The following is a 23,775-nucleotide window of genomic DNA, read 5'->3' on the forward strand; positions in this document are numbered from 1 at the left end:
CAACCAAGTGTACGAACTAACAGAGGCTCGCTACTGGGTACTTCGATCCGATCGCATTCAGGGTCAGGCAGAGGACTTCGCTGATATGATTGTGGAACGTACGCAGCAGAACCCGCAAGTAAATAGCATTTATAAAATAATTCAACACGACCGAACGCTGTGTCTGGACAGGCCTTGAAGCCTGCCTGGGCTATTGCGTTGCAGAAGGGGGAAATACATATGCTTCGCCGTTTCATGGCGTATTACCGTCCTTACAGAGGACTTTTTATTCTGGATTTCTCTTGTGCCATTGCAGCTGCCCTGCTGGAACTCGTGTTTCCGCTGGCAGTAAACCAGGTGGTGGACAAGCTGCTCCCTGAGGGCAACTGGTCCATGATTCTACCGCATGTGGCCGCATTGCTCGGCATCTATCTGCTCAGTTCCTTTTTCCATTTTGCAGTCACCTATTGGGGACATAAGCTGGGGATTAACATTGAGTCCGATATGCGGAGAGAACTGTTCAGGCGTGTACAGAAGCAGTCCTTCCGCTTCTTCGACAATAACAAGACAGGCCACCTGGTATCACGTATGACCAATGATCTGATGGATATCGGAGAGATCGCGCACCATGGACCGGAGGATCTATTCATCGCCTTGATGACACTAGCAGGTGCCTTCGGCATCATGCTCAGCATCAACTGGCAGCTCGCCGTACTGACCTTCATCATCGTGCCGCTGATGATCTACCTGTCCCTATATTTCAGCCGCAAAATGTCCAGTGCCTTCAAACGCATGTTTGCCGATATAGCAGACTATAATGCTCGGGTCGAGAACACGGTCAGCGGAATCCGTGTGGTACAGGCTTTTGCCAATGAAAATCATGAAATCGGTCGTTTTACTGAAAATAACGAACGCTTCCGCCTCACCAAACTGATCACCTACCGCATTATGGCGTGGAACTCCTCGCTTAGCTTTATTCTGATGAAGTTCGTCTCACTGTTTGTGCTGGTATGCGGAACATGGTTTGTCATTCAAGGAAGCATGACCTACGGGGAATTTATCGCCTTCGTAATGCTGTCGAATATATTCCTGGGTCCGATCAAACAGATTAACTCTGTCATCGAAACCTATCCGAAAGGCATTGCTGGTTTCAAGCGTTATCTGGAACTGCTGGAAGCTGTGCCAGATGTAGAAGATGCACCGCAGGCTAAGCCCATCACAAGCGTAAGTGGAGATATCGCTTTTCCATAATGTTAGCTTTTCCTATGGTGAACATAAGCCTACATTGGAACAGGTCAATCTGGAGATTCAAGCCGGGCAGACGGTTGCACTGGTTGGACCCTCCGGAGCGGGCAAATCCACACTGTGCAGCCTGATCCCGCGCTTCTATGATGTAGATGCTGGCCATATCACCATTGACGGCATTCCGGTGAAGGATATGACGCTGGAGTCGCTGCGCTCCAATATCGGCATTGTACAGCAGGACATATTCCTGTTTGACGGACCATTCGTGAAAATATTGCCTACGGCAAATTGAATGCATCGGATGAGGATATCTGGGAAGCCATCCGCCGGGCACAATTGGAAGAGCTGGTACGGTCACAGCCGGAAGGACTCGACACCATGATCGGTGAACGTGGCGTAAAATTATCCGGCGGACAGAAACAGCGCCTATCCATTGCGCGCATGATTCTGAAAATCCACCCATCCTCATCCTGGACGAAGCAACTTCGGCTCTGGATACCGAAACAGAAGCTGCCATTCAGCTGGCGCTGTCCGAGCTTGCCCAGGGACGTACAACGCTTGTTATTGCGCACCGACTGGCAACCATTCGGCATGCGGACCGCATTATTGTCGTGGAGAACGGTGGCGTAGCCGAACAGGGCAGCCATGATGAACTTCTCGAACGAGAAGGCTCCTATAGCCGACTGCATCAGGCTCAGTTTGGATAAAGTGCTTCATTATTATGCTCAAATACCCTTCCCCCTGACTTATTGGAGGAAGGGTATATTTTACTATCTTAGAGCATGTCACGCTTCACTCTAAGATAGCTTATTTTTTTACAACATGGATAAAATGAACCGTCTCAAAAGCAGTCAATTCATCTGTACGATTGTTGAAGTATCTCTCCTGGATATCGTCTGGTGTCAGATGCTCATAGATGAGAAGTCCTGCATCCGCCAGCAGGCCTTCGATCTCGTGATACGCGAAACAGGATTGCATTGGCTCGCCGGAGGACGCAGCCAGCTTCAACATGTTCTCTACCCGATTAAAGATGCCTTTCTCCTCAAAGAGTCGTTCATCTGCATAATCCAGTACCATCGAGCTCCCAGACGGAAGGTTGGCGAAAGCCTGCCGCAAAAGATTGAACAATACCTCTTTGGACAGGTAATACGATACGCCAAGCAGGCTGAGGAACGTTTTCTGATTTTTGAAACCCTTGCTGGTCAGATTTTCATAGGCAAACCCATGCGCGAAGTCCATTGGGATCAAGTGCAAGTTGTCCGGGATCGACAGGTTGGCCCAACTCAGCCTATCGCTCTTAAACTGCTGCGTGGCCGGATGGTCGACTTCAAAGATATGCAGCCTGTCGTTCAGTTCCGGGGTTCTTAACGCAAAGGTATCCATTCCTGCGCCCAGAATGACGTATTGTTTGGCTCCCAGGTTGACTTCGTGAAGCAGCACCTGCTCGCAATAGGCTGCCCTCGCCAAAGCAATGGGAGACAACTGGACTTGGGTGATCCACCTCAATATTTTATCGGGGTCCTCCTTCCCCATATCGGCCATTTCGGGATTAAAAAAATGAATGCCCTGCACCATTTGCTCCCGAATCTGTTCAAACTCCTGTGGAGAAATCAGAGCCTTGGCTAGATGATCATCGAAAATCAGAGGTGAGTCATATTGGCTGTGATAGGCGCGGCCAAAGGCCGAGATCAAAGACGTAATGCTGGATTCATTTGGCTTCATATTTATCCTCCCGCATAACAAAATAAGGTCCCCCTGGCCAGGAGAACCTTAGTATATACGGAATGATTTAATATGTAAATTATAGCATAAAAACACATTTTTGTCAATCAAAATTTTGTGGAACATGCAGACATGTTGGGTAAATCTTCTACTCGTCCAACATGTCTGTTCCAATGATACTCCCGCCTAGAAGACTCTAGGTATCCACCCCATACTCCTTCACCTCACGGTGGCGATTCAGGACGGCATGAAGTGCAAAACCGAGCAGGGCCACCCCTGCCATCGCCGTTGCCAGCCAGGCTACCGAAATCAGGCCTTGTTTATCGTACATCACACCCATCACATATGGGCCAATGACACGACCAATCGATCCGATACCACCGGAGACTCCAATGTAAAATGGTGCCGCTCTGCCCGCATGGTCAGAGATAAAGGCAGGAGTTGCAGGTGAGATCAGCATTTCTCCAAAGGTCGCCAGCACCATCGCAAACACCATGCCTGGATAGCTGTACATCGTGATCATGACGATATAAGCCAATCCATAGAATATCGCACTCGCTGCCATCTGCGCAGTCGAGGTACGAGCCATGGTGCGTTTAACCCAACTCGTGAACGGTTGGCCCACGAAGATCAGAACCCCGTTCAGTGTCCAGAGTAGGCCGTACATTCGTTTCTCCATCCCTTCCGAGATGATATACGGCGATACGCCTGTGTTCCAGATGGAATTGCCAAACAGGATGAACAGTACCCCGAGGCTCATAAACAGGTATAACCTGGTGTTGCCAAGCAGCGCCCAGATCCCGGGTCCATTTTGGACCTTTTTGCGTTTCGTCAGATGCACTTCTCCCTGATCCGGCTCCACCCGCGATAGATAGTACCAGAAGAAGACTGCAAATCCGGCAGAGGTCACGCCATTCAGTACAAAGCTGAGGTGATAGGAAAAGTCAGCCAGGAAACCGCTGAGTGCCGTCCCAATCGCTACACCGATATTGTTCGCTACATAAATAATATTGAACAGCTCTCCACGCCGCTCCGCAAACCGAAAGCCAATAAAGGCCTGGATCGCAGGCAGCGACAAGGAACTGAACAAACCGATCCAGCCCATGGCACATATAAATACAACCCAGTACGCACTAATCCAGGGCAGGGCAAACAGCCCAAGTGCATTAAGGGCAAGCGATCCAATGATCAGCTTCTTCACGCCGACCCTGTGATATAATGCACCGCCAAGCAGCTGGCCGAAGATACCGCCAAGTGACTGGATCAAAATGACGAATCCCGCGTTAGCCATCGTCCGCCCGAGTTCATCAAATACGTACATTGTGGTCAGCGGCCACATCAGGGCACTCCCTGTTGCATTAACCAGACTTGCCAGCAAAAATACTTTGACTTCTTTTGGATATGTATCCAACCATCTCATCATCTTCATTCATTCTCCTTACTACCTTAAACGAACAAAACAAACCTCCACTCACGGCGGCTTAAACTACCTGAGCGGAGGCCATTTGTATTATTAAACATTGCCTTTTATTCTTGCTTCAAGGTTTATCCCTTGTTCATCTTACCTGAAAAGCCTCAATCTGCAAGTACACTCATTGACGCTTCACTTCGACAGTGGCCGAGAAGAACGTTGCCCCGTTGCCCATGTCCGACAGCCGATTGGATGTCAGTGAATTCACCCGCTGTTTCCGTCCGCTTCCATCCCACCATAGACCTTGGCTGATCACCGTACCCGGCAGCATGGATTCGCTCACCTTGGCAGTCAGTTCGATCCGTCCCCGGTCATTCCACACAACTACCGCATCGCCATCTTCAATGTTTCTGTGAGCTGCATCCTCCGGATGAATCTGCAGCATGGGCATTTTCTCCATACGTTGATGCTTCTCCGTATTGGCAAAGGTGGAATTCAGGAAATTGTGATTCGGTGGCGACAGGAACATGAGTGGATGCACATCATCAGGTCCGGCCGGATGTTCCCCGTCATACCCTTCAACTAGAGCACGATATGTAGGCAGCGGCGGAAGGCCTCTTTCTGCCATCGTTTCGGAATACAGCTCAATCTTACCGGATGGCGTAGGCAGCTGTTCCAGGAATGAATCATGCGACGACATGTCCAGTTTCACAAAACGATGCTCCTGAAGGGCCTCCAGCGTTACTCCGTTCATATAAGGATTACCTGTATCCGCCAGGGCGTCCGCAATCATCTGTTCCGGCGTCTCACCGAAGATCTCAGGGTCATATCCCATCGCCTGTCCCAGCAGCGAAAACAGTTCCACATTGCTCTTGCTCTCGCCAATTGGCGCAATGACCGGTTCCTGCAGATGAACATACTGATGCCAGTAGGACGTATACAGATCTGTCGCTTCAAACGAAGACTTGGCCGGCAGCACAATGTCTGCATACTTGGCCGTGTCCGTCATGAACAGATCATGCACAACGGTAAACAGATCTTCCCGTGCAAAACCTCGCTCCACCCGCTCGGTATCCGGTGCCACCACCAGTGGATTGCTGCAGTAGACCATCAACGCCCGGATCGGCTGCTGGTCTTCCAGCAATGCTTCGCCAATCCGGTTCATGTTCACAACCCGTGCTTCCGGGTTGCTCCGAAGCTCAGGGCGCTCCAGCGCATCGCTATTGGTGCTCGCATAGCTATTGGTGCGCACGGCTCCGCCGCCTCGCTTCAGCCATTGTCCCGTGATGGCAGGCAGACAGGCGATGCTTCGCACGTTCATGCCTCCGTTGTCATGGTGCTGAAGACCGTTGCCGATATGAATATGTGCCGCCTGTGCGTTTCCATACAGCTCAGCCAGCTTCACGATATCTGCTTCCGGTACACCCGTAATACGAGCGACCCGTTCAGGGGTATAGTCGCGGACATGATCACGCAGTGCCTCATGACCCACAGTATACTTTTGCATAAAGGCCTCATCCGTCAGGCCCCGGTCAAACAGTACATTCATCAGTCCCAGTGCGAGTGCGCTGTCTGTCCCCGGATAGAGCGGAATAAACCAGTCTCCCCATTGAGCTGTACGATTCCGGTGAACATCAATGACCACGATTTGGGCACCTTTTTTGCGGGCTTTTTCAGCCAGGACAACTTGGTGCATGTTTGTACTTACAATGTTGCCTCCCCAGACCAAAATCAGGTCCGCATGCTCCGTATCTTCGGGCACAGTCCCCCGATTGGCGCCCATCGTATATTTCCATCCGGTATTCCCGGCCGCATTACAGATCGTTTGCTCCAGCATACTTGCACCAAGCGCATTGAAGAAACGACGGTCCATCCCGTCTACCCCAAGGATCCCCATGTTGCCGTAGAAGCTGTACGGCAGGATACTCTCGGATCCATACTTCGCGGATATAGATTTGAATTTTCCCGTAATCTCATGGATAGCTTCATCCCAGCTTATACGTTCGAACTTGCCTTCGCCTTTTGCGCCGACACGTCTCATTGGATATTGCAGCCGCTCGGGGTGATATATCCGCTCAGCCATGTTTCTGACTTTATTGCAGATGGCACCTTTCGTAATCGGATGGTCAGGGTTGCCCGCCACCTTCACGATTTTTCCGTTCTCCTTATGAAGCAGCAGGCCGCAAGTATCCGGGCAGTCAAGCGGGCAAACCGCCGGAAACACGCCATTTTCCTGATCGATCATATGTACAAGTCCTCCCCATTTAAATCTATCCTTACATCATATAATTTTGGAGGTTATGACGTAAAGAGAACAGTCATGTTTTGTGCGCTCAGGCTTGATGCCTATAATCCAAAAAAAGTTTTGGCTCCATGATTCATCCTCGAAATTCAGGGGTAAATTAAAAGCAAGGCATTAGGTTAGTGTTTCCCCACTTCCTCCTCATGCCATATCATGGACCACTCCCGAAATTCGCCATGAACAGGTTTCGTTCCCCCGAACCTTGTCATGGCGAATTTATTTTGTCTGTAAAAAAAGCGATCCCATCTTCGCCGGCTTACGGTATAACATACACCGCTAACTCATGGCAGTAGGGGATCGCTTTAATATATTCAGTGGAAAATGTGGGAGCGATTATGCCTGTTTGCTCCACATCGGTCTGGCTTCCGGCTCTACTGTCTGAACAACCGGTTTGACCTCGGGTTCCGCCTTCCGCAGGTACACCATCCAGTAGGCAGCAGCAACGAACAATGCGCCTCCCGTCAGATTACCGAGCCATACCGGGATGAAGTTCATGATGTACTGCCCCCATGAGTAGTGCCCTTCGAAGATGGCAGCCGGAATAAGAAACATATTGGCAACCACGTGCTGGAAGCCAATAGCGACAAAGGCCATGGTCGGAAACCAGATGCCGAGCACCTTGCCACTCATCGTATCCGAAGCGTAAGACAGCCACACCGCCAGGGCTACCAGCCAGTTACACCCGATTCCGGATATAAACGCCTGCAAAAAGCCGTCATGCAGCTTGTGTCCCGCCATATCCACAACCTTGGTTAGATACACACCTTCTCCTGTGAGACCAAGTACATGCCCGAACGCATATGCCACGAATAGTGCACCCAAAAAGTTTCCGATCGTGACCAAGGTAAGATTCTTCAGCATGCTGCCTACGGACAGTTTACGGGCCAGTGTGGCGAGCGGTACTGCCATCATGTTGCCTGTCAGCAGTTCGCCCCCGCCAATCAATACCAGGATCAAGCCCACGGGGAATACCGCTGCACCGATCAGGTTAACCAAGCTGCCCCATTCCGCCGGCGCGGAGGCAATCACGCGAATATCCAACAGGAACCCAAGCGCAATGAATGCCCCTGCCAGGAAACTGAGAACGAGCACAGAGGACACCGGATTCTGTCCTTTCTTCATCCCCGTGTTCACCGTATATTGTGCAACCTCAAGAGGTGTTTTAGCTGCCATGCCATCCTCTCCTTCACTGTTCATGAACGAAATCAGCTTACATCGTTGATATGTTCATTGTATCGCGAAGGGTTCGGCAAGTTTGTTACTTTTATCACAAAGCCCTAAAAGTCCCTTGTTCCAGCTTCCGTGCTCTCTTGCTTGAGTACAGCTGCTTGGTTACTTATTCTGTTCCCAGGTGATGATGTTCACCAAAAATTTGCTGCAGATGGTGCTGCAGATGCTGGACGTAATCTTGTGCCAGCCATTCCATCGTAACCACACTTCCATCCGGTAATATGCACGTTGGTGATTCCCCTGTCTCCGGCATGCTGGATAGAACACGAATGACAGACTGATTCAGACTGATCCAGAGATTTAACACCTCTTCAATCGGTGCACTTATATATTGTTGGCTCTCTACCCATTGGTCTTGATGATAAGGTGTTATAAACAATGATTCAGTCTGATGCTGCATTTGGACAAACCGGCTTACGTTATGAAGAGCCGAATCACATAAATGACCCAGAATCTGAAGACGCGACCATTTCCCTTCCATGCGTGGCTGTACAAGTTCAATTGGATTCAGTGCAAGAAACGAACGGGGTACGGATTGCAGCAGAACTTTGAGCTCGGATACTGTATCTGTAAGCATGTTGTGAACCTCTCCTTCATGTTCATATCTATTGCGGTTGACCTCTACCTGTTGTTAAATATAGCACCCATTTCCAGAACCAACTACATCAAGTTATATAAAAAAACTGCCGCATTTCTGCGGCAGCTCTCGAATTCCTATTTATTTTAAACCATCGCTGGTGCTTTCACTTCCACCGGAGGCAAAGCCTGAAGACCAGCCGAGTTCAGGAAGTTCCATGGTTTGTTGTAATGCGGTTGGAAGAAGAAGTCGATGAAGGCGAGCTCATCTACGGTCATGTTGTTCTGAATGCAAACCGAGATCGTATTGATCGATTGTGTCAGATCCGCCTTGGACATCACTTGTGCTCCGACGATTCGGCGTGTAGCCTGCTCGTAAATAACTTTGAGCAGCAGTTTCTCAGCCGTTGGCATGAACTCCGGACGATAAGCATCTTCAAGCGTTACAGCTTCCACCACCAGCCCGTCATCTGTAGCAGATGTTTCGGTCAATCCTGTACCTGCAATATTCTGGTCGTAAATTTTAATTCCTGATGTCCCTTGTGTACCCATGTACGGCGTTGTTGGACGAACCAGGTTACGAGCTACCAAGGTACCCATTCTTACCGCATTGGTTGCCAGTGGAATGTAAGAAGCCTTGCCTGTTGGATTATAGTGAATGGCACAGCTGTCACCTGCAGCGAATACGTCTTTTTGGCTTGTTTGCATATATTTATCGACGATAATTGCGCCGTTCGGCAGCATATCCACCTGCCCTTTGAGCAGTTCGGTATTCGGACGGAAACCGATGCACAGGATTACGAGGTCTGTCTCGAATTCACCCTTCGATGTGATGACCTTCGTTACCTTGCCATTCTCTCCGGTGAATTTCTGTACAGTCTGACCCAGTGCAAGCTTGATCCCGCGTTCAGTCAGTGTGTCCTCAATGGCATCTGTAAACTCGGGGTCCAGATATTTATTGAGAATCCGGTCCACACTATCGATCAAGGTGACTTCCTTACCGTTCATTTGGAATGCTTCAACCAGTTCAATACCGATGTACCCTGCACCGACAACGGTAACGCGTTTGGCTTCTTTGGCTTTTTCGATGATCGTATTGGAATGGTTATAGTTTTTGCAGAGCAAGATGTTCTCCATCTCGATCCCCTCAAGTTTTGGAACGACAGGCCATGAACCTGTTGTCACGATGAGTTTGTCGAACGTATCTTCAAATTCTTCCCCTGTCTTCAGGTTTTTAGCCTGAAGTTTATGATTCGCGGCATCCACTGCTGTAACCTCATGCAGCATCTTGGTGACTACACCCAGCTCAGCCAGCTGGTTTGGCGAAGAGTAGAACAGTCCATCCGGATCCTTCACAACCCCGCCTACATAAAGGGCAATACCGCAAGATAGGAAGGAAATGTTATCATTGCGCTCATATACCGTGATGGTAGCATCCGGGTACAATTTGGCGGTGTTGATGATGGCTGCGGTTCCTGCATGTGTACATCCGATAACTGCGATTTTCATAATAAAGGTCCCCCTTGAAGTTATAAAATATAAACCGTGCTTCATGTATTAGATTGCTGCGCTTGATTCCTAGAATTTAAAAACGACAATGGTATACTCTCTTGTTAATTGTTTGTTAATTGTTTGTGAATACATTCACTAATGAAGCTAAACGATTATGTGAAAACATTCACTACCAACCTGGCGACTTTGTGATTTATTTCACTTCATGTCCTTATTATAATGTGATCTTTTTCACATTACAAGTGTTTTCTTAAATTTATTTAAAAAATAGGATATCGCCCTGTGAACGAGCCGCTGCTTCAACCTCTAAAACCTATTGTCCCCTGACCAATAACGGTTTATGCTATTGAACCTTTTGGAGAAAAAAGGCCCTTATCCTCACCGCATAGTTAGGCTGGCGGCTGATCGCTGAGCGATAACAAATATAAATTTTAAGCTTATCAGTTGATTTTTATATTAGAAAGCGCTTACAATAATATTAGCCCTTTATTTGGATTTTATATGAATAGAATACCAATTATGTTGGGAGGCATTCCTTTGAAGAAACGTTCCATCTCTGTTTCATTAACGCTGGTTCCTGTCACTGCAATCATCGCCATGTTGACCGCAGATATCGCCAGGCCCGTGGTTGCTTTTGCAGATTCCCCGCCTGTCACCATTAAAACCGAGGTGTTATCCTCCAAAACTTCTGCAGGGGTTGATGTATCTTCACTACTGAATAAGTTCAGGGATTACAGCACATTCTCCACAGGTGACTTGGTCAAGGACACCGCTTATGCGCTAAACATCGTATCCTGGCAGCTGCCGCATGGTGGTTTTTTCAAAGCAATGGAGGAGAAATACAAGTCTTCATGGGATGGCGTTACGCCGCGTTCGGATTGGAAAGACCCCAAAGGCGTAGAGCTCGGAACGTTTGATAATGATGCAACGACAACCGAGATCCGCTTCCTGGCTGATATGTACGAAAAGACGGGCAATCCCCTCTTCCGGGACAGTGTCCGCAAAGCGGTGGATTTTATCCTGGTCTCCCAATATCCTTCAGGCGGATGGCCTCAGGTTTATCCACAGCGGAGCAATTACTCCGACAGCGTTACATATAATGACAATGCCATGGTGCGAACCATGGTGCTCATTGATGACATCATTGAGAAGCGTAAAGGCTTCAACAACGATATTTTGAGTGAGGATACACGGTCGAAACTGGCTGCAGCCTTGGATCGAGGAATCGCATATACATTGAAAGCTCAAATTAAAAACGACGGTGTGCCTACAGTTTGGGGTGCCCAGCATGACCCGGTAACCTACGCGCCTGTATCCGGCAGAGCCTATGAATTGCCCTCGAAATCCGGATCCGAATCGGTGGCTATTACAGCTTTCCTCATGTCCAGACCTCAGACACCTGAGATTGAACATGCAGCCAAGAGCGTCCTCCGCTGGTTTGATCAGGTCCGAGAGGATGGAACCAAATATAATCGTCAAGGACCGGTGTATTTCGAGCCTGACCCGTCCAGTGTGATCTGGTACCGTTTCTACAATGTAGATGAAGATGTGCCCTTCTACGCGGACCGTGACGGCAAGAAGTACATGGATATTATGGAGATCAGCGAGGAGCGCCGGCACGGCTATTCCTGGGCAGGCAACTATGCCCGTAACCTCCTGCAGCTTGCCTCGGATCAGGGATATTACAATTTAAGCAAACCACTGCCTTAACTTTCATGGTAAACAAAGCATCAAAAAAAAGCCTGTCCTCCAGCTGGAGGCAGGCTTGATCTGTTCTATTTAATTATCCCAGCAGTTTCTCAATCTCTGCAGTCATCGCTTCAGGAGACTCTTTGGGTTCAAAGCGTCCCACCACTTCACCTTCACGATTGACCAGGAATTTGGTGAAATTCCATTGAATCGTGTCGTCTTCAGCTGCCCCTGGCTGCTGCTCGCGAAGATACTGGAACAAAGGATGTGCATCCTCACCGTTCACGTCCACTTTGGCGAATACAGGGAAGTTCACACCATAGTTTATTTGGCAGAAGGATTCGGCTTCCTCGCTTGTACCCGGCTCCTGTTCTCCAAACTGATTACAAGGGAAACCCAGTACAACCAAACCCTGATCGCGGTAACGATCATACAGTTTCTGCAGCTCTCCATATTGCGGAGTCAATCCACACTTGCTGGCTGTATTGGCGATGACAAGAACTTTACCTTGGTACAGATCCAGTGATACTTCCTGATTGGCTGGTGTTACGGCCTGATATGAATATACGGACATGACTGATTCCTCCCATGATCGGTGTTGGTTTTGGGGCAGCTGTCATTACCTTGTATGTATACAACATAATACAGCGCCTGTCTCCATATTATAGACCCGGTGCTTACCAATTACCAAATTCAGCCTTGAAGCCTTCCTGCCTGTTATCCAGACTTGGCTGCCAGGATGTCATCATAACGCTTCTGCCGTTCGGCCTTACTAAGTTTGGGACAGCTATAACAATAATTTTGGCCTCCGTACACCTGGTGATGAAGGCAGCATACCGGCTTCATCAGCATGGTCTCTCCCGGTTGATGTGGATTATCAATCTCTACCGGCTTGAACGATAATAGATTCTTCTTCAACCCGAGCAGACTGGCAGGTAGAGCAATGACATGCTCATACCCTTCCATCACCGCGTTTCGCTCAGCTTCTTCGATGTTCATTTGTAACGCTGTCGTCTTGTACCAGCGAAGCATGGAGGCAAGCTGTGACCACATCTGACCAAAGCTCGCTTCTCCGGCAGAAGCAACCCCTTCAATCAAAGGACGCAGCTGCTCCGTATAGTATGCGGTTAGGATATCTTTTCGCCATGAGGATTGGGCTGTATCTATGAGCTTCACTGGTTCAGGGTGAGGATGTTCTGTTCCATCCAGCAGTTGAAAACGAAAGGCTGCACGGCCATCCTGAACCTCGAGCTGCAGCTTCATGTTCTCCAGTGAAAGATCAAGCCATGTATCACATAGTGCCGTCATATAATGAATCCCCAGCATCAGCCCACGCACCGAATGCATGAAGTACACCGCTGCGGTTCGGAATGAATCTGCCTGAAGATGTTGATTATACACATCCAGCAGCTCTCTCGCCTTCTCCGGTTGTCTAAGCTCAGTCATGTGAATCTCCCAAACTGGTTCATCCCCAGGAACGGTTGTAATTCTTCCATATTGCTGTAACCAGGTATAGTTGATTGCTCCCATCTCAGCATGCCTCCCATGAATGCGAATGAGCCGCCTGCATATATGCAAAGCGGCTTATTCTATATTTCAAGACCACAAATGGTCCGCTATATTAACTTCCTGTTGCAGTGCGAACACGTTGTTCGGAGCGTCCGGCAGCATTCATCATGGCACCGTTCATCACCATTTGCTCAGGCACCGCCGTTTGCTGGCGTTCGCCGGCAAGAGCATATGGCAGGCACAGCGGCACGCCGGAACGTGGATCAATCACAATATCCGCTTCAATGTTGAACACTTCGCGAAGCACGTCACAGTTCATGACTTCTACAGGGGAGCCTGTAGCGATTGCTTTACCTTTTTTAATGCCGATCATGTGATGGGCATAGCGGGAAGCATGATTCAGGTCATGCACAACCATAACGATCGTGCGATTCGCTGTCTCGTTCAGCATCTCCAGCAATTGCAATACTTCAAGCTGATGAGCCATGTCGAGGAACGTTGTCGGCTCGTCCAGGAACAGGATATCTGTTTCTTGTGCAAGAGCCATGGCAATCCAGGCACGTTGACGCTGTCCGCCTGACAATTGATCAATTGGGCGGTCGTGGAACTCCGTCATGCCCGTTACTTCGATGGCCCACTCAATCATGCGCTTGTCTTCCGCACGCATGGAACCGAAGCCTTTTTGATAAGGAAATCTTCCGTAGGATACCAGTTCCGTTACTGTGAGTCCCTCTGGTGCTGTAGGATTCTGCGGCAAAATCGCAAGCTGCTTGGCTACTTCACGGGTGGATTGCTTATGAATGGACTTCCCGTCGAGCAAAACACTGCCTGCTTTTGGATTCATGATCCGTGCCATCGTCTTCAGGATGGTTGATTTACCTGAACCATTGGCTCCAACAAGCGCTGTAATTTTTCCTTGGGGAATTTGAATATTCAGATCTTCAACAATCAGTCTTTCTTCATAAGCGATATCCAGCTTGGACGTCTCCAGACGAAACATGCGATCATCCCTCTCTCATTTATCCCGGTTATGTATTCCGGCTATCGATAACGAAAACGAATTTATATGTTCAGCGTATTTCCGGCGCAACAAATCTTCTATAACAAAGATACTGATAATCATTATCATTTGTCAATAAGAAATAACAAACTTCTTGCTTGTTTGGAGCGATTATATAGCAGTTCAGAGGACTTTTCGATCAGAATTCATCTCATTTATATGAGAGCTTTTCTCAACGTATACGTGCAGTTGGTCCCTGTTGGGGATTGTCCAAGAATGATGAATCCGGAGGTTGTGTCTGATTTGTGAACAAAAGAAAACATCTACTCTTCTTCCTGCAGCAGAGCTTGGGAAGCACTTAGGATCATCTTCTTCTCGTCCTTATAACCTGACCGTCCGCCCTGAAAATAGGCATGCAGCACAATGTTGGCTTCTGATCCATCAATCTTTTCGAGCTGTGCTTGAGTCAATGTTATTTCATACGGTTCCGTGTACCAATCCTCATTCGTCAATTCCGTTGTGAGACCGATATTCGTTGTTGTTCTTGCAGGGAAAATATAAAAAGATGACCCCGATTTACAATCGAAGGTCATCCTGCAATGATTTCATTTTGGTCAAAAACAAATCTTAACGATCCTAAAGCTTAGGCTCTGGCACCAATTGGATAGTCATTGTACCGCTCTGGACACTTACGATATCTTCCGGATTAATCTCATCAGGCAGCAGCACTTGCTGACCATAAGGATACAGACGATCTGCCTCAGCAGGCGTCAATTCCGTTGAAGAGGAACGTCCTGACTCGCCTGCTGGACCTGAAGGTTCGGACGATGTGGTGCCTGTTACTTCTCCAAGATCTTCATTCGTGTCCGCAGAACCGGACACATCCCCGCTCGCCTCTGTGCCTTCCGCCGAATCTGCAGCAGAATCATCGGACGTAGTCGAATCTGCTCCCTGAACAGACTCCTCACCCTGCTGATTGTCATTCACCGATCCGGTGGATGGTTCCTCATCGGTTTCCTCCGTAGAAGATGTACCGCCTGCTGAACCTGCCGTATCCGGGTCCTCATTCCGGTTAAAACTCTCCCAGTCCGACGCGGCATCCATCTCCAGCGTTGTGCCATCCTGCAACGTTAATTGAACCGGACCAGATAATAACGCATTGCTGTCCGCTTCATTCATGAAACGGATTACGAGTTGCGCTTCGGTCGTCGTGCCATCCACCTCGGCTCCCGGTATGACATAGGCGATCTGCTCAGCTAACTGTACCTCAGGCTCTGCCGGAACTACCGGTTCCTGTGTCGATGGCGCAGCCTCTTCTGGCGCGTCCGACTTATTCGTCAGGGCATACGTTACCCCGGCGATCCCCAGGATCAGGATAACGATAACCGACCCTAGAAAAAGATTCTTTCTTTTGCCTGTCAGCATGCGGACAAGCGGTGATGAAAGTTCGCTCTTGGCCCGATCATAGACCGGCTTCATTGTTTTACTCGCTCTCGCGTAATACGGCTTGAATGCCGATTTGGACTTGAACGCTTCACGGTCATGATCTTTGAAATAGGCTACAATGGCGTCTGAGTAGGCTTTGCTCGCCTGGGAACTCCGTAAGAACAACCTTTGGCTTCCTGACCATTCAAAAAATGAATACAATACTTCCTTACTGTCAGCAATGCTGCGGACAAACTCAATCAGCCCTGCATAGTCCAGTTTGCTGCCGCTTCCTCCGCGGTAGAAAGCCAGCGGAAGCGCCTCATATGCAGGTGTTCCCGGTTGGTCCCGCAGTTCCCCTGCGAGCCATCTGCGTACCCAACGCTGAAGTTCATTCCGCTCCGCAAGGCTAAGTGATTCAAGCACCTCTTCTTCACGGTCTTCGCCGCTCAGCCATGCTCTGGCTGCCAGCATCATGTTCGTACGAGCCGTTACATCCTGTCCCTGACGCGCCGCCCAATCACGCACTTCGCTGTCATGCAGCAAAATATCAATGCTCAGTAACTGCTCACGGTTCACCCGTTCCAGATCAAGATCCTGTATCAAAAACAGGTTAATGACATAGGCCAGCTTGTCAGCCAGGCGTGTCAGTTCTTCCTGATACGCGGATAATCCCGCTGACTCGGCTCCGCTCGAACGGCCGGATCGGGTGACGGTCTGAGACTGCCCAATTCGAGCCTTAATTCCATCACCCACGAGCATGTCAGAAGAAAGGCGATCCAGCACACTAACCCGCTTCAGTGCTTCATTCGCAGCATGAACCGGATTCGGCGCCGAACATAATCGTTCACGCAGCTCTGTCGCGGTCCGGTCCAGCAGGAAGCTGTTGTATACCGCAGATACATGCGTGGTTACCCAGCGTTCGATTACGCCGATCACATCGGAAGCAGTCTCGGTACGTTTTAGCTGATTGTCCAGATAAGGCTCAAACAGCAATTTTGTTAGTGATTCATTGGCCAGTACCTTATCGAAGAACGCACGACTCAGCCCGGAATCGCGGTCGAGCAGATCATACAATTCCTGTACCGCCCTCATCCGCTTCTGAGACCTGGCATTGTTCACCGCATAGATGAAATAATCCACGATGCGGGATTGAACGACAGGCGCAGCGACGCGGAAATATTCCGCGATGCGTGAAGCAACCGTCTCTTCAGGTACGTTCTCTCTTTTGACGCTGTCCAGTTCCCGGCTGAGCAGAGTGAGGAACAGTTCGTTCAACCGTGAACGTCGCTGCACTCCACCTTCAGGTTTTAGATAAGTAAGCAGCCCACTCAGAACCCCGCCTTTATCATTCAGGTAGAGGTCTTCCATCCCTTGCTCGAGACGATAAAACATGGACAACTCTCCATAGGACTGGATGGAAAGCTCGCGTCCCGGTTCTGTGCCGGCTAACATCTCGTCGGCAAAAGTATAAAACGCATCCGCCACATCTGGCTCCTGCAGAAGAGACCAGGCAAATTCCGCATAAGGAAGCTGGGCAACCGACACTTCCGCATGGGTTACCCTGCCCGTAGCCAAGTCGAAGGTAAAGTCCTTCTCCGTATTCCGGTCTTTAGGACGGAGCGTGCCCCGCTCTACAAACTGAAGATGGACTCCCTTCTTGGCCTGAGGCTCCTTGGCAAATGTCATGAAGCCGAGCTGCCGCCTAAACGCATAGGGCAGTGCCGCGTAGAGCAGGCGAAGCAGTTCCTTGGCTCCGGCTGTGATCTCCTCAGCAGGCAGATCGAATGCAATGTATACCTTCCGCCGGGTTGCTACTGCCTGCATGACGGCATAGAGCAGGCGCTTGAAGAGAGTTTCGTTCATTTTCAGTGAGGCTAGCAGATCTGCTGGCGCTACAGAGCGGGCACTTATGCCTGCTCCGGTGGCGGCCTCCCGGCCATTCAGTGGTGCACCCGGCAATTCCGTCAGGGCAGGCAATACCGTGCCTTGTTCGATGTCATATGACGTGGCGAATACGGCATCCAGCCAGTTCCCCTGCTTCATCTGTTCCTCGGAGCGCTCCGGAGACAGGACATAGTTGTGTGCAAAAAAGGCGCTGCGCAGCCCGGTAAAATCAGCAGACTGGTACACATTCTGACCAAGGATCGTCTCCCCGCTCTCCAGATGAATCAGATGGATGGATGGCGGGAATTTCGCCTGGTCCTTCTCGCTTCGCGCCGTTAATTCCGCTGGAGCGTCATAGACGCAATAAGGATGAAGTACTTTTTTAATAAAGGAAGGGTCCAGTCCCGGTGATGCTGCAACCGTATCGAACCCCTCCGTTGTGCGAAACACCCCGCGCCGCTCTCTTGTGTACATCTGTTGTTCAATGGGCGGGGTCATGGAAGAACGCATCATTCCACTCTCCCCTCAATGTACTTCAGCTTGTACAGCAGCCATAGGAAAGGCTCGTCCACACGAATGGGACTCACGACGCCCTGCAGCTTCATATCCACCGGATTGCTGCCCAGCGCAGATACTGCGAAATAGGCCGTATCCTTGAAGTACACATCCATCGTGCCCTTGAACGGACGGTCCACCTTCTCGATAAAGCGCCGAATCTCCCCGTCGATATTCTCGAATTCGGTCAGATCGAACCAATCGCGGTGAACCATATTGCGGAATACATTGCTGTTGGATTTGATATAATCCCCCTCTTCATCCTTAAGGGAGTGCAGCATGTCGCTCTTGGTCAGCACAACGGCTGTAGGAATATCTGTCTTGGCTTTATCCTGATAAGCGATAAAATCACCGAACAGGGTCAGCACAACATCACGTGGTTCATCATATCTTGGCGTCCACTCGCCCGGCTCGTTGCCGAGGTTAATGCGGATTTTGTCCCGAATGGAACGAATCTGGAGCGGATCCACCATAAACAAAATACCCGCTGAGTTCTTGATATGCTGACCATGCAGTCCCAGATAATCCTGCTCGACCATACCTTCACCCGCCACATCAAAGAAAACCAGCGTCAGCGGTGCCTTATCTTCATCCTTGAATACAAATTGGAAAATAAACGGCTCCTGCAGCTTCTCCTTCTGCGTGGAATCCAGCAGATCTCCCCGCTCGAACAGCGGTTCTTCGTAATCTGCGCGGAATCTGCGGCTAATTTCCGCATTCAGCGGCATGCAGGCCGCACCAAAGTGGTCAGCCGTATAATGCTGAAGCGTATGAATCAACGATGTCATATACACCGATTTCCCCACCTGGGATGCCCCAATAATGGAAATGATATTGCTTGGTGCCTTGCCTGCCGTCACCGGCAGCTCATTATGACAATGCGGGCACAGCCGGCGCCGTGTAACCACACCATATCGGTCGTTCAGTCCCATCACGATGTTATCCGAATAAATGCGATGTTCCTCAGGCACATCATGTGGAGCCAGAACGGCCTCCATATCAAATACTGTGTCCAGCCCAAAACGTTCACGATACCGATTAAGCTTCGCATCTTCCCCCAGTGCATAATCCTCATCATCATCCCGGTGATGCGCAGCACGGAACACCACTTCTTCCGGCGAAAACTTGCTGAAGCAATATGGACAGACAATATCGTAAAACAGCGGCCGTTCTACGGGCTGCTGTTTCTTCAAAAACCGACTAAAAAAGCTCATAGCCACTCCCCTCCCTGTTCAGGCAGACTGTACTGCCTCACATTCATCTAGTCTGATATTAGGCGGTAAACGGCTCCGTATCTCGGTCCGTCCGTGAAAAACAGCCTCACATAGTCATCCTTGGCCACTTCCACGGGCGGCATCTCATTTCTCCCTGGAGTAAAATCACTGACAAAAGGATAGACCGTGCCATCTTCCTTATTGAGAGGAACTCCGCCCTGCTTGCGTACATAACAGAGGGCTTCCTTCGGCACGGGTACTTCAGCCGTCACAGTCATGAGAACTGTCTTCCTTTTTTGAAAAAAGCCGCTTTTGTAACGAATGGAGAAACGGATATCTGCTTTCCCTGCACTGGCGGTGACCGTATTCTCGTCATTCTGCTGACGCAGCAGCACAGGACCGTCTTCGTCCATTCGGCAAACATGTATCGTGTACCGGATGGCACCAAACCCTGTCATCCGGTCTGTATATCCGTTACTCGCCTTGTATTCTTCTCTTGTATACAGTTTCAGCTTGCCATTCACAGCCTGATCCCTGCTCTGTCCACCTTCGACCATTTCCAGCTCAAACCGCTCCACGTACACGGCTTCTACGCCTTCGGGCCAGAGCCAGCGCAGGGTACAGTAACCATCATCCACAGCAAGTGTAAGTCTGCGAATCAGAGGTACCGAAGGGTCCGCATCTGCATATCGCATGTGTCGCCAACCTCCCGATGTTTAAAATCCTTTGCTACGTGTGTCTCTCCCCCGCTGACCGAATCCGTCTGCGGTCGGAGTTCCCCTGCCCGCCTCACGGCGGCCCTTGCTCTTCCGCGGCGTATTCTCCTTGACCGGAATGATCCAGGTGAACAGGGTGAGTACCCCAGATAATATGAACATCGCACCTAGTCTCACCAATGCATCCCCTACAGAAGAACCGTCCAGTCCCCACTCCAGCAAAAGGCCCGCTAGCAGGCCTGACACCGCTCCACCGATCCCGAAGCTGACTGCCAGATGGCGGTTATCGAACACCAGCCCAAGCGATACGCCCAATGCTACACCAATGAACAGCATAGCAGCAACGCGGAAGATGGCCAGATAGGTACTGTGTTCCATCATGCCTGTACGTTCCGTCACCAATGTCCGTTCATCAATCGTATCGTAAATTTGCTGAAATGCCATGCTGAGACCACCAGAATCCGGTACGTCATAGTACATGCCACCTGTCTGCTGAGCAATACTGCGCAGCAAGTCGGTACCCGATGTGTCGACCAGACTCAGACCTACCGTATTCACAGCAATCTGTTCGTTCGTGTACTGGGATAAGATATCCGAAGTATCTGCTTCACTGAATCCATCCGACAGCAAAATGGCTACCGTACCGCGTTTGGGATCCTGCTTGTTTTGGATCTGCTCCATGGCTTCCCGGAGCACGGCATCGAAGTTTGTACCACCCGACGTTGTGACAATCCCGTCGATCTTACCGTTGACCTCTGCCTTTGCGGCTTCACTATCTAGTGCAATAAAAGGCTGCAATAACTGCGGCTGATCATCAAATGTAAAGACTGCGACCTGCTTGTCACTTTCCATCTGACTAATTAACGTCTTGGCTGCCTCGAAACGTCCATTATCCGGGTCCGTTTCCGACATGCTGCCCGAATTATCGATCATCAGTACAATGTCCTTCACCTGCTTCACACCGCCTGGATTGATCTGATACAACAATTGAAAGACCAGCCCAACGACAAACAGGAACACCAGTGTTGCCGGAACGAGCAGTTTCCACGACAAGCCAAGATATCTCAGCTTCCAGGAAGCTCCGTTAAGCTTCGGCGAGATCATCTCGGCGAGCAGACAGAACAGACCTACGCTAAGCGCCAGCACGCCGAAGTATAACCCCATCAGCAGCAGGCGAGGCATCTCCCCAAGCCACTGATGCAGCATGGTTTCTCCTGCCGCAAATCCCACGGCTCCGCCAATCAGGCTGAACAGGACCAGGAGAAGATTGATTTTTCGCTGCATGTTCGCATGCATCCTTTCCAAACCAGCCCACCATAGGCTGAATTAATACCGGAGTTGATCATGACATGTCGTTCTATCGCATAGGTGATAGCTTATCAGCCAGGCCTGCTGGATGAAGCTCATAACCGTTCTCCGTATACGAGTCGTAATACACCTTACCATTGCGATAGACCATCAGATCCTCCAGATGGAACCCTCCCATCAGGTTCAGCTTTTCCACACCACTGCTGCGTTCTTCGTACACAACTCCCAGCTTATAGATGCGGGATGTTTCCTCGGCATGTGCCGCATAATCCATGAAAGCACTGTGATGATCGCCAAAGAAATACTTTTCTTCATACCGGTGTTCCTGGGTATAATCGAATACCCGTATTCTCACAACCGCCTGATCTTCCAGCGTACGGTATAATCTGCGGAACAGATCATCGCGGGTCAATACGTTTTTGTCCCCATAGGCAATCGTTACATTCGCCCGCTGCAGCAGTTCTTCCTCAAAAGGCAATCTCAGTGGTTCTGCTGTGAGCAGCAGCGCATGGCATACCTCCATCAAACGTTGCAGCAGACGCTCGTTGCCTTCGGCAGCAAGCCGGTTAATGTCTCCCATATAACGCTCCTCGAACCAAACATCCCGGCCCCGCTTGGCCTCCAAATCGGCAATCAATGCTTCCGTTACCTTCCCGTAATACTCCATCACATTCTGTCCGATATATTCATCCGCGGCTGCGATACGCTCTTCTGCCGCTTCACGCAGCGTACGTTCCAGCGCTTCGAGAGCAGTCGTTACATTGCGACTGAAGTTATGAAGCTGTTCCATCTCCGAATCGTAGAGGCGAAGCAATTGCAGTTCATTTTCCAGTCGTAACAGCTCTGTCTTGGGCACATACACGCGTTCCAACAAACAATCGATCAGATTCCGTACATTTTGCTTGTCCCGGAATAATGCCCGCTTAATTGGCTGATCCTCCACTTGCTCCTGCTGACGCTGTTCCAGCAGGGCACGTGCCGATTCAAGCTGAACCGATTTGTCACGAATGAGTCCCAGCAAAGCCTCACGTACGCTCCCTGGGTTGCTGTCACTCCATGAAGCCCATTGGAAATAGCCAATCTCCGGATACTCCGTCCGTGACTGCTCTGCCCGGCGGAGTAAGGAACTTTGACTGCTGCGCTGACGGAGACGCTCTTCCGCTGGACGTACCATATTGTCACGGAAGTACGCCTCAGCACCCTGACCAAATAGCGCCCGCTCTGCTTCGCGCAGGGATAGCGGCTTGAGATCGGAGAAGCTGACGTTATGCGTCATAATGCCGCTCATGCCACCCACCAGATCTTGCTCGGGTAGCAGCCCTTCCACCTTGCGCTCTACGGATGAAGCGTCCAGACCGAAGAAAGCAAGCTTGTCTTTCATGCTCCAATCCGGCTCCTGTCGCATAAGGTTCAACAGATAGCGGTATAGATGGTACAACACCGCGAGCGCAATGGGTTGGTTGGGCCGTCTGATCTCGGCAAAACCCGCACTGGCATAGCCATGCTGATCCGAGGTTGTTCGAATGTTGTTTTTGAACGACGTATTATTGTAGGTATTGGCCCCTGTACTTGCAACCGCACCAAGTGCATCCGGATCATGCTTCCGGTTCTTCAGCAGGCAGATGCGGCAGATAATCTCGGCATTCTCTATCCATCCCCCGGCCACGCCGGTTCCTCGCTCATTTTTGTCAGACAGGATATAGACGAGATCAAACAAAGGCGAAGAAGGGTGCACAACGGGAATGGAGATCCCATCTTCCGTTACGAGCAGATTACCGCTGAACGTATAGTCCAGTGCTTGCATATGATCCAGTTCCCTCAAGAAGGCAAGTCCGGCTGCACTTGCATATCCGAAGGACTCCACCTGCTCCATCTCGCTGACCAGTACATGCAGATCCGTCTGAACCGACTTGAATGATTGGGCCAAAATGTTCTCGGTGAGCTTGGTCAGTTCAGGCAGGAGCACGTTCAGTGGATCATCTGCCCTTGTCACGACGGTTACATAGATCCGGTCAAACGATGAATATAACCGGCCGTATTCAGCGATCCGATTGCTCACCCGGCGCAGCGTGCGATTCAGACCAAAGAGGGCCTGCTCCGAATCGTGAAAACTGCGGTGTACATCCTTGCGCATCGTCTTCGAAGGACGTCCAGCCTGTTCGGTGGATAAAGGCAGGATATGACGGGTCACCTGACCGTCTTCCGATGAATCCCGATGCTCCCGTCCTCCTTGTTTCTCCCGGCCCTCTGTTCCAATCTGGAGATACACCACACCTTCTCCGTTATCCCACTTCAACTGATTGATCTCGCGCACTGCATCCATGGCCGGTTCGACCATGTCACCAACAAACAGAAACAGGGCCGGGTAATGGATACTGCTTCGTCCATCACCCAGGCTGCCTTGCCGCTCCTGCTCTGCCGCATACTGTGCTGCGTACTTCTCCAGATCCCGCTTCAGGGTATTGTTCAGCTTGAACTCCATCCCGGCACCCATG

16 protein-coding genes and 1 pseudogene are annotated in these 23,775 nt (G+C 50.2%); 2 read left to right on the forward strand and 15 right to left on the reverse strand.

Translation table 11 applies throughout. The features are described 5' to 3' along the window. Positions 1-219: 219 nt before the first annotated feature. Positions 220-1,931: pseudogene (locus F4V51_RS26715) on the forward strand (ABC transporter ATP-binding protein). A gap of 100 nt (positions 1,932-2,031) precedes the next feature. Here F4V51_RS26715 and F4V51_RS26720 read toward each other — a convergent pair. From F4V51_RS26720 to F4V51_RS26745, 6 genes are all read right to left on the reverse strand, one after another. Beyond that, positions 2,032-2,946 carry a class I SAM-dependent methyltransferase gene (locus tag F4V51_RS26720; protein WP_153980213.1) on the reverse strand — a complete coding sequence of 305 codons (915 nt, stop codon included), beginning with the start codon at positions 2,944-2,946 and terminating at the stop codon, positions 2,032-2,034. 196 nt (positions 2,947-3,142) lie between these two features. After that, complete coding sequence (locus F4V51_RS26725) at positions 3,143-4,366, reverse strand: MFS transporter (RefSeq protein WP_153980876.1); 1,224 nt, start codon at positions 4,364-4,366, stop codon at positions 3,143-3,145. Between the two features lie 172 nt (positions 4,367-4,538). Then, entirely contained in the window at positions 4,539-6,602 is a 2,064-nt protein-coding gene (locus F4V51_RS26730; protein ID WP_153980214.1) for a molybdopterin-containing oxidoreductase family protein, read from the reverse strand. 390 nt (positions 6,603-6,992) lie between these two features. Next, positions 6,993-7,832 carry a formate/nitrite transporter family protein gene (locus F4V51_RS26735; protein ID WP_153980215.1) on the reverse strand — a complete coding sequence of 280 codons (840 nt, stop codon included), beginning with the start codon at positions 7,830-7,832 and terminating at the stop codon, positions 6,993-6,995. Between the two features lie 163 nt (positions 7,833-7,995). After that, positions 7,996-8,466, reverse strand: coding sequence for a DinB family protein (locus tag F4V51_RS26740; RefSeq protein ID WP_153980216.1), 471 nt, complete (start codon positions 8,464-8,466; stop codon positions 7,996-7,998). A 146-nt stretch (positions 8,467-8,612) separates the two neighbouring features. Further along, positions 8,613-9,974, reverse strand: coding sequence for an FAD-dependent oxidoreductase (locus tag F4V51_RS26745; RefSeq protein ID WP_095360026.1), 1,362 nt, complete (start codon positions 9,972-9,974; stop codon positions 8,613-8,615). A gap of 540 nt (positions 9,975-10,514) precedes the next feature. On the opposite strand from F4V51_RS26745, the gene pelA reads away from it, so the two are divergent. Then, entirely contained in the window at positions 10,515-11,687 is a 1,173-nt protein-coding gene (pelA, locus tag F4V51_RS26750; protein ID WP_227779673.1) for a pectate lyase, read from the forward strand. A 73-nt stretch (positions 11,688-11,760) separates the two neighbouring features. Here the strand turns inward: pelA and F4V51_RS26755 are convergent, their stop codons facing one another. The 9 genes from F4V51_RS26755 to F4V51_RS26795 form a co-directional block, all read right to left on the reverse strand. Next, positions 11,761-12,240 carry a glutathione peroxidase gene (locus F4V51_RS26755; RefSeq protein ID WP_153980217.1) on the reverse strand — a complete coding sequence of 160 codons (480 nt, stop codon included), beginning with the start codon at positions 12,238-12,240 and terminating at the stop codon, positions 11,761-11,763. A 143-nt stretch (positions 12,241-12,383) separates the two neighbouring features. Continuing rightward, entirely contained in the window at positions 12,384-13,196 is an 813-nt protein-coding gene (locus F4V51_RS26760) for a ferric iron reductase (RefSeq protein WP_153980218.1), read from the reverse strand. 91 nt (positions 13,197-13,287) lie between these two features. Continuing rightward, complete coding sequence (locus F4V51_RS26765) at positions 13,288-14,175, reverse strand: ABC transporter ATP-binding protein (RefSeq protein ID WP_153980219.1); 888 nt, start codon at positions 14,173-14,175, stop codon at positions 13,288-13,290. 323 nt (positions 14,176-14,498) lie between these two features. Next, positions 14,499-14,768, reverse strand: a complete 270-nt coding sequence (locus tag F4V51_RS26770; RefSeq protein WP_153980220.1) for a hypothetical protein — start codon at positions 14,766-14,768, stop codon at positions 14,499-14,501. A 43-nt stretch (positions 14,769-14,811) separates the two neighbouring features. Next, positions 14,812-18,000: a GAP1-N2 domain-containing protein gene (locus F4V51_RS26775; RefSeq protein ID WP_153980221.1), complete on the reverse strand. Its 3,189-nt coding sequence runs from the start codon at positions 17,998-18,000 to the stop codon at positions 14,812-14,814. Beyond that, on the reverse strand, positions 17,997-19,256 hold the full coding sequence (locus F4V51_RS26780; protein WP_153980222.1) for a TRAFAC clade GTPase domain-containing protein: 1,260 nt from the start codon (positions 19,254-19,256) through the stop codon (positions 17,997-17,999). Before F4V51_RS26780 ends, F4V51_RS26775 begins: the two co-directional genes overlap by 4 nt. Before the next feature lie 47 nt (positions 19,257-19,303). Continuing rightward, positions 19,304-19,951, reverse strand: a complete 648-nt coding sequence (locus F4V51_RS26785; protein ID WP_153980223.1) for a beta-mannanase — start codon at positions 19,949-19,951, stop codon at positions 19,304-19,306. Between the two features lie 21 nt (positions 19,952-19,972). After that, the gene (locus tag F4V51_RS26790) at positions 19,973-21,256 is read right to left on the reverse strand and encodes a vWA domain-containing protein (protein ID WP_153980224.1); all 1,284 of its coding nucleotides are present in this window, start codon (positions 21,254-21,256) and stop codon (positions 19,973-19,975) included. 73 nt (positions 21,257-21,329) lie between these two features. Beyond that, positions 21,330-23,774 (reverse strand): transcription initiation factor TFIID, encoded by a 2,445-nt coding sequence (locus F4V51_RS26795; RefSeq protein WP_236146649.1) that lies wholly within the window; start codon positions 23,772-23,774, stop codon positions 21,330-21,332. Position 23,775: the final 1 nt, after the last annotated feature.

Source organism: Paenibacillus xylanilyticus (assembly GCF_009664365.1).
Classification (GTDB): domain Bacteria; phylum Bacillota; class Bacilli; order Paenibacillales; family Paenibacillaceae; genus Paenibacillus; species Paenibacillus xylanilyticus_A.

What these genes read in the sequence shown, in the direction of transcription:
- F4V51_RS26745 (WP_095360026.1), bottom strand. Translation starts at nt 9,974, where the DNA reads ATGAAAATCGCAGTTATCGGATGTACACATGCAGGAACCGCAGCCATC.
- F4V51_RS26725 (WP_153980876.1), bottom strand. Translation starts at nt 4,366, where the DNA reads ATGAGATGGTTGGATACATATCCAAAAGAAGTCAAAGTATTTTTGCTG.
- F4V51_RS26760 (WP_153980218.1), bottom strand. Translation starts at nt 13,196, where the DNA reads ATGGGAGCAATCAACTATACCTGGTTACAGCAATATGGAAGAATTACA.
- F4V51_RS26770 (WP_153980220.1), bottom strand. Translation starts at nt 14,768, where the DNA reads ATGACCTTCGATTGTAAATCGGGGTCATCTTTTTATATTTTCCCTGCA.
- F4V51_RS26720 (WP_153980213.1), bottom strand. Translation starts at nt 2,946, where the DNA reads ATGAAGCCAAATGAATCCAGCATTACGTCTTTGATCTCGGCCTTTGGC.
- F4V51_RS26785 (WP_153980223.1), bottom strand. Translation starts at nt 19,951, where the DNA reads ATGCGATATGCAGATGCGGACCCTTCGGTACCTCTGATTCGCAGACTT.
- F4V51_RS26740 (WP_153980216.1), bottom strand. Translation starts at nt 8,466, where the DNA reads ATGCTTACAGATACAGTATCCGAGCTCAAAGTTCTGCTGCAATCCGTA.
- F4V51_RS26735 (WP_153980215.1), bottom strand. Translation starts at nt 7,832, where the DNA reads ATGGCAGCTAAAACACCTCTTGAGGTTGCACAATATACGGTGAACACG.
- F4V51_RS26780 (WP_153980222.1), bottom strand. Translation starts at nt 19,256, where the DNA reads ATGAGCTTTTTTAGTCGGTTTTTGAAGAAACAGCAGCCCGTAGAACGG.
- F4V51_RS26795 (WP_236146649.1), bottom strand. Translation starts at nt 23,774, where the DNA reads ATGGGTGCCGGGATGGAGTTCAAGCTGAACAATACCCTGAAGCGGGAT.
- F4V51_RS26790 (WP_153980224.1), bottom strand. Translation starts at nt 21,256, where the DNA reads ATGCAGCGAAAAATCAATCTTCTCCTGGTCCTGTTCAGCCTGATTGGC.
- F4V51_RS26755 (WP_153980217.1), bottom strand. Translation starts at nt 12,240, where the DNA reads ATGTCCGTATATTCATATCAGGCCGTAACACCAGCCAATCAGGAAGTA.
- F4V51_RS26765 (WP_153980219.1), bottom strand. Translation starts at nt 14,175, where the DNA reads ATGTTTCGTCTGGAGACGTCCAAGCTGGATATCGCTTATGAAGAAAGA.
- F4V51_RS26775 (WP_153980221.1), bottom strand. Translation starts at nt 18,000, where the DNA reads ATGATGCGTTCTTCCATGACCCCGCCCATTGAACAACAGATGTACACA.
- F4V51_RS26730 (WP_153980214.1), bottom strand. Translation starts at nt 6,602, where the DNA reads ATGATCGATCAGGAAAATGGCGTGTTTCCGGCGGTTTGCCCGCTTGAC.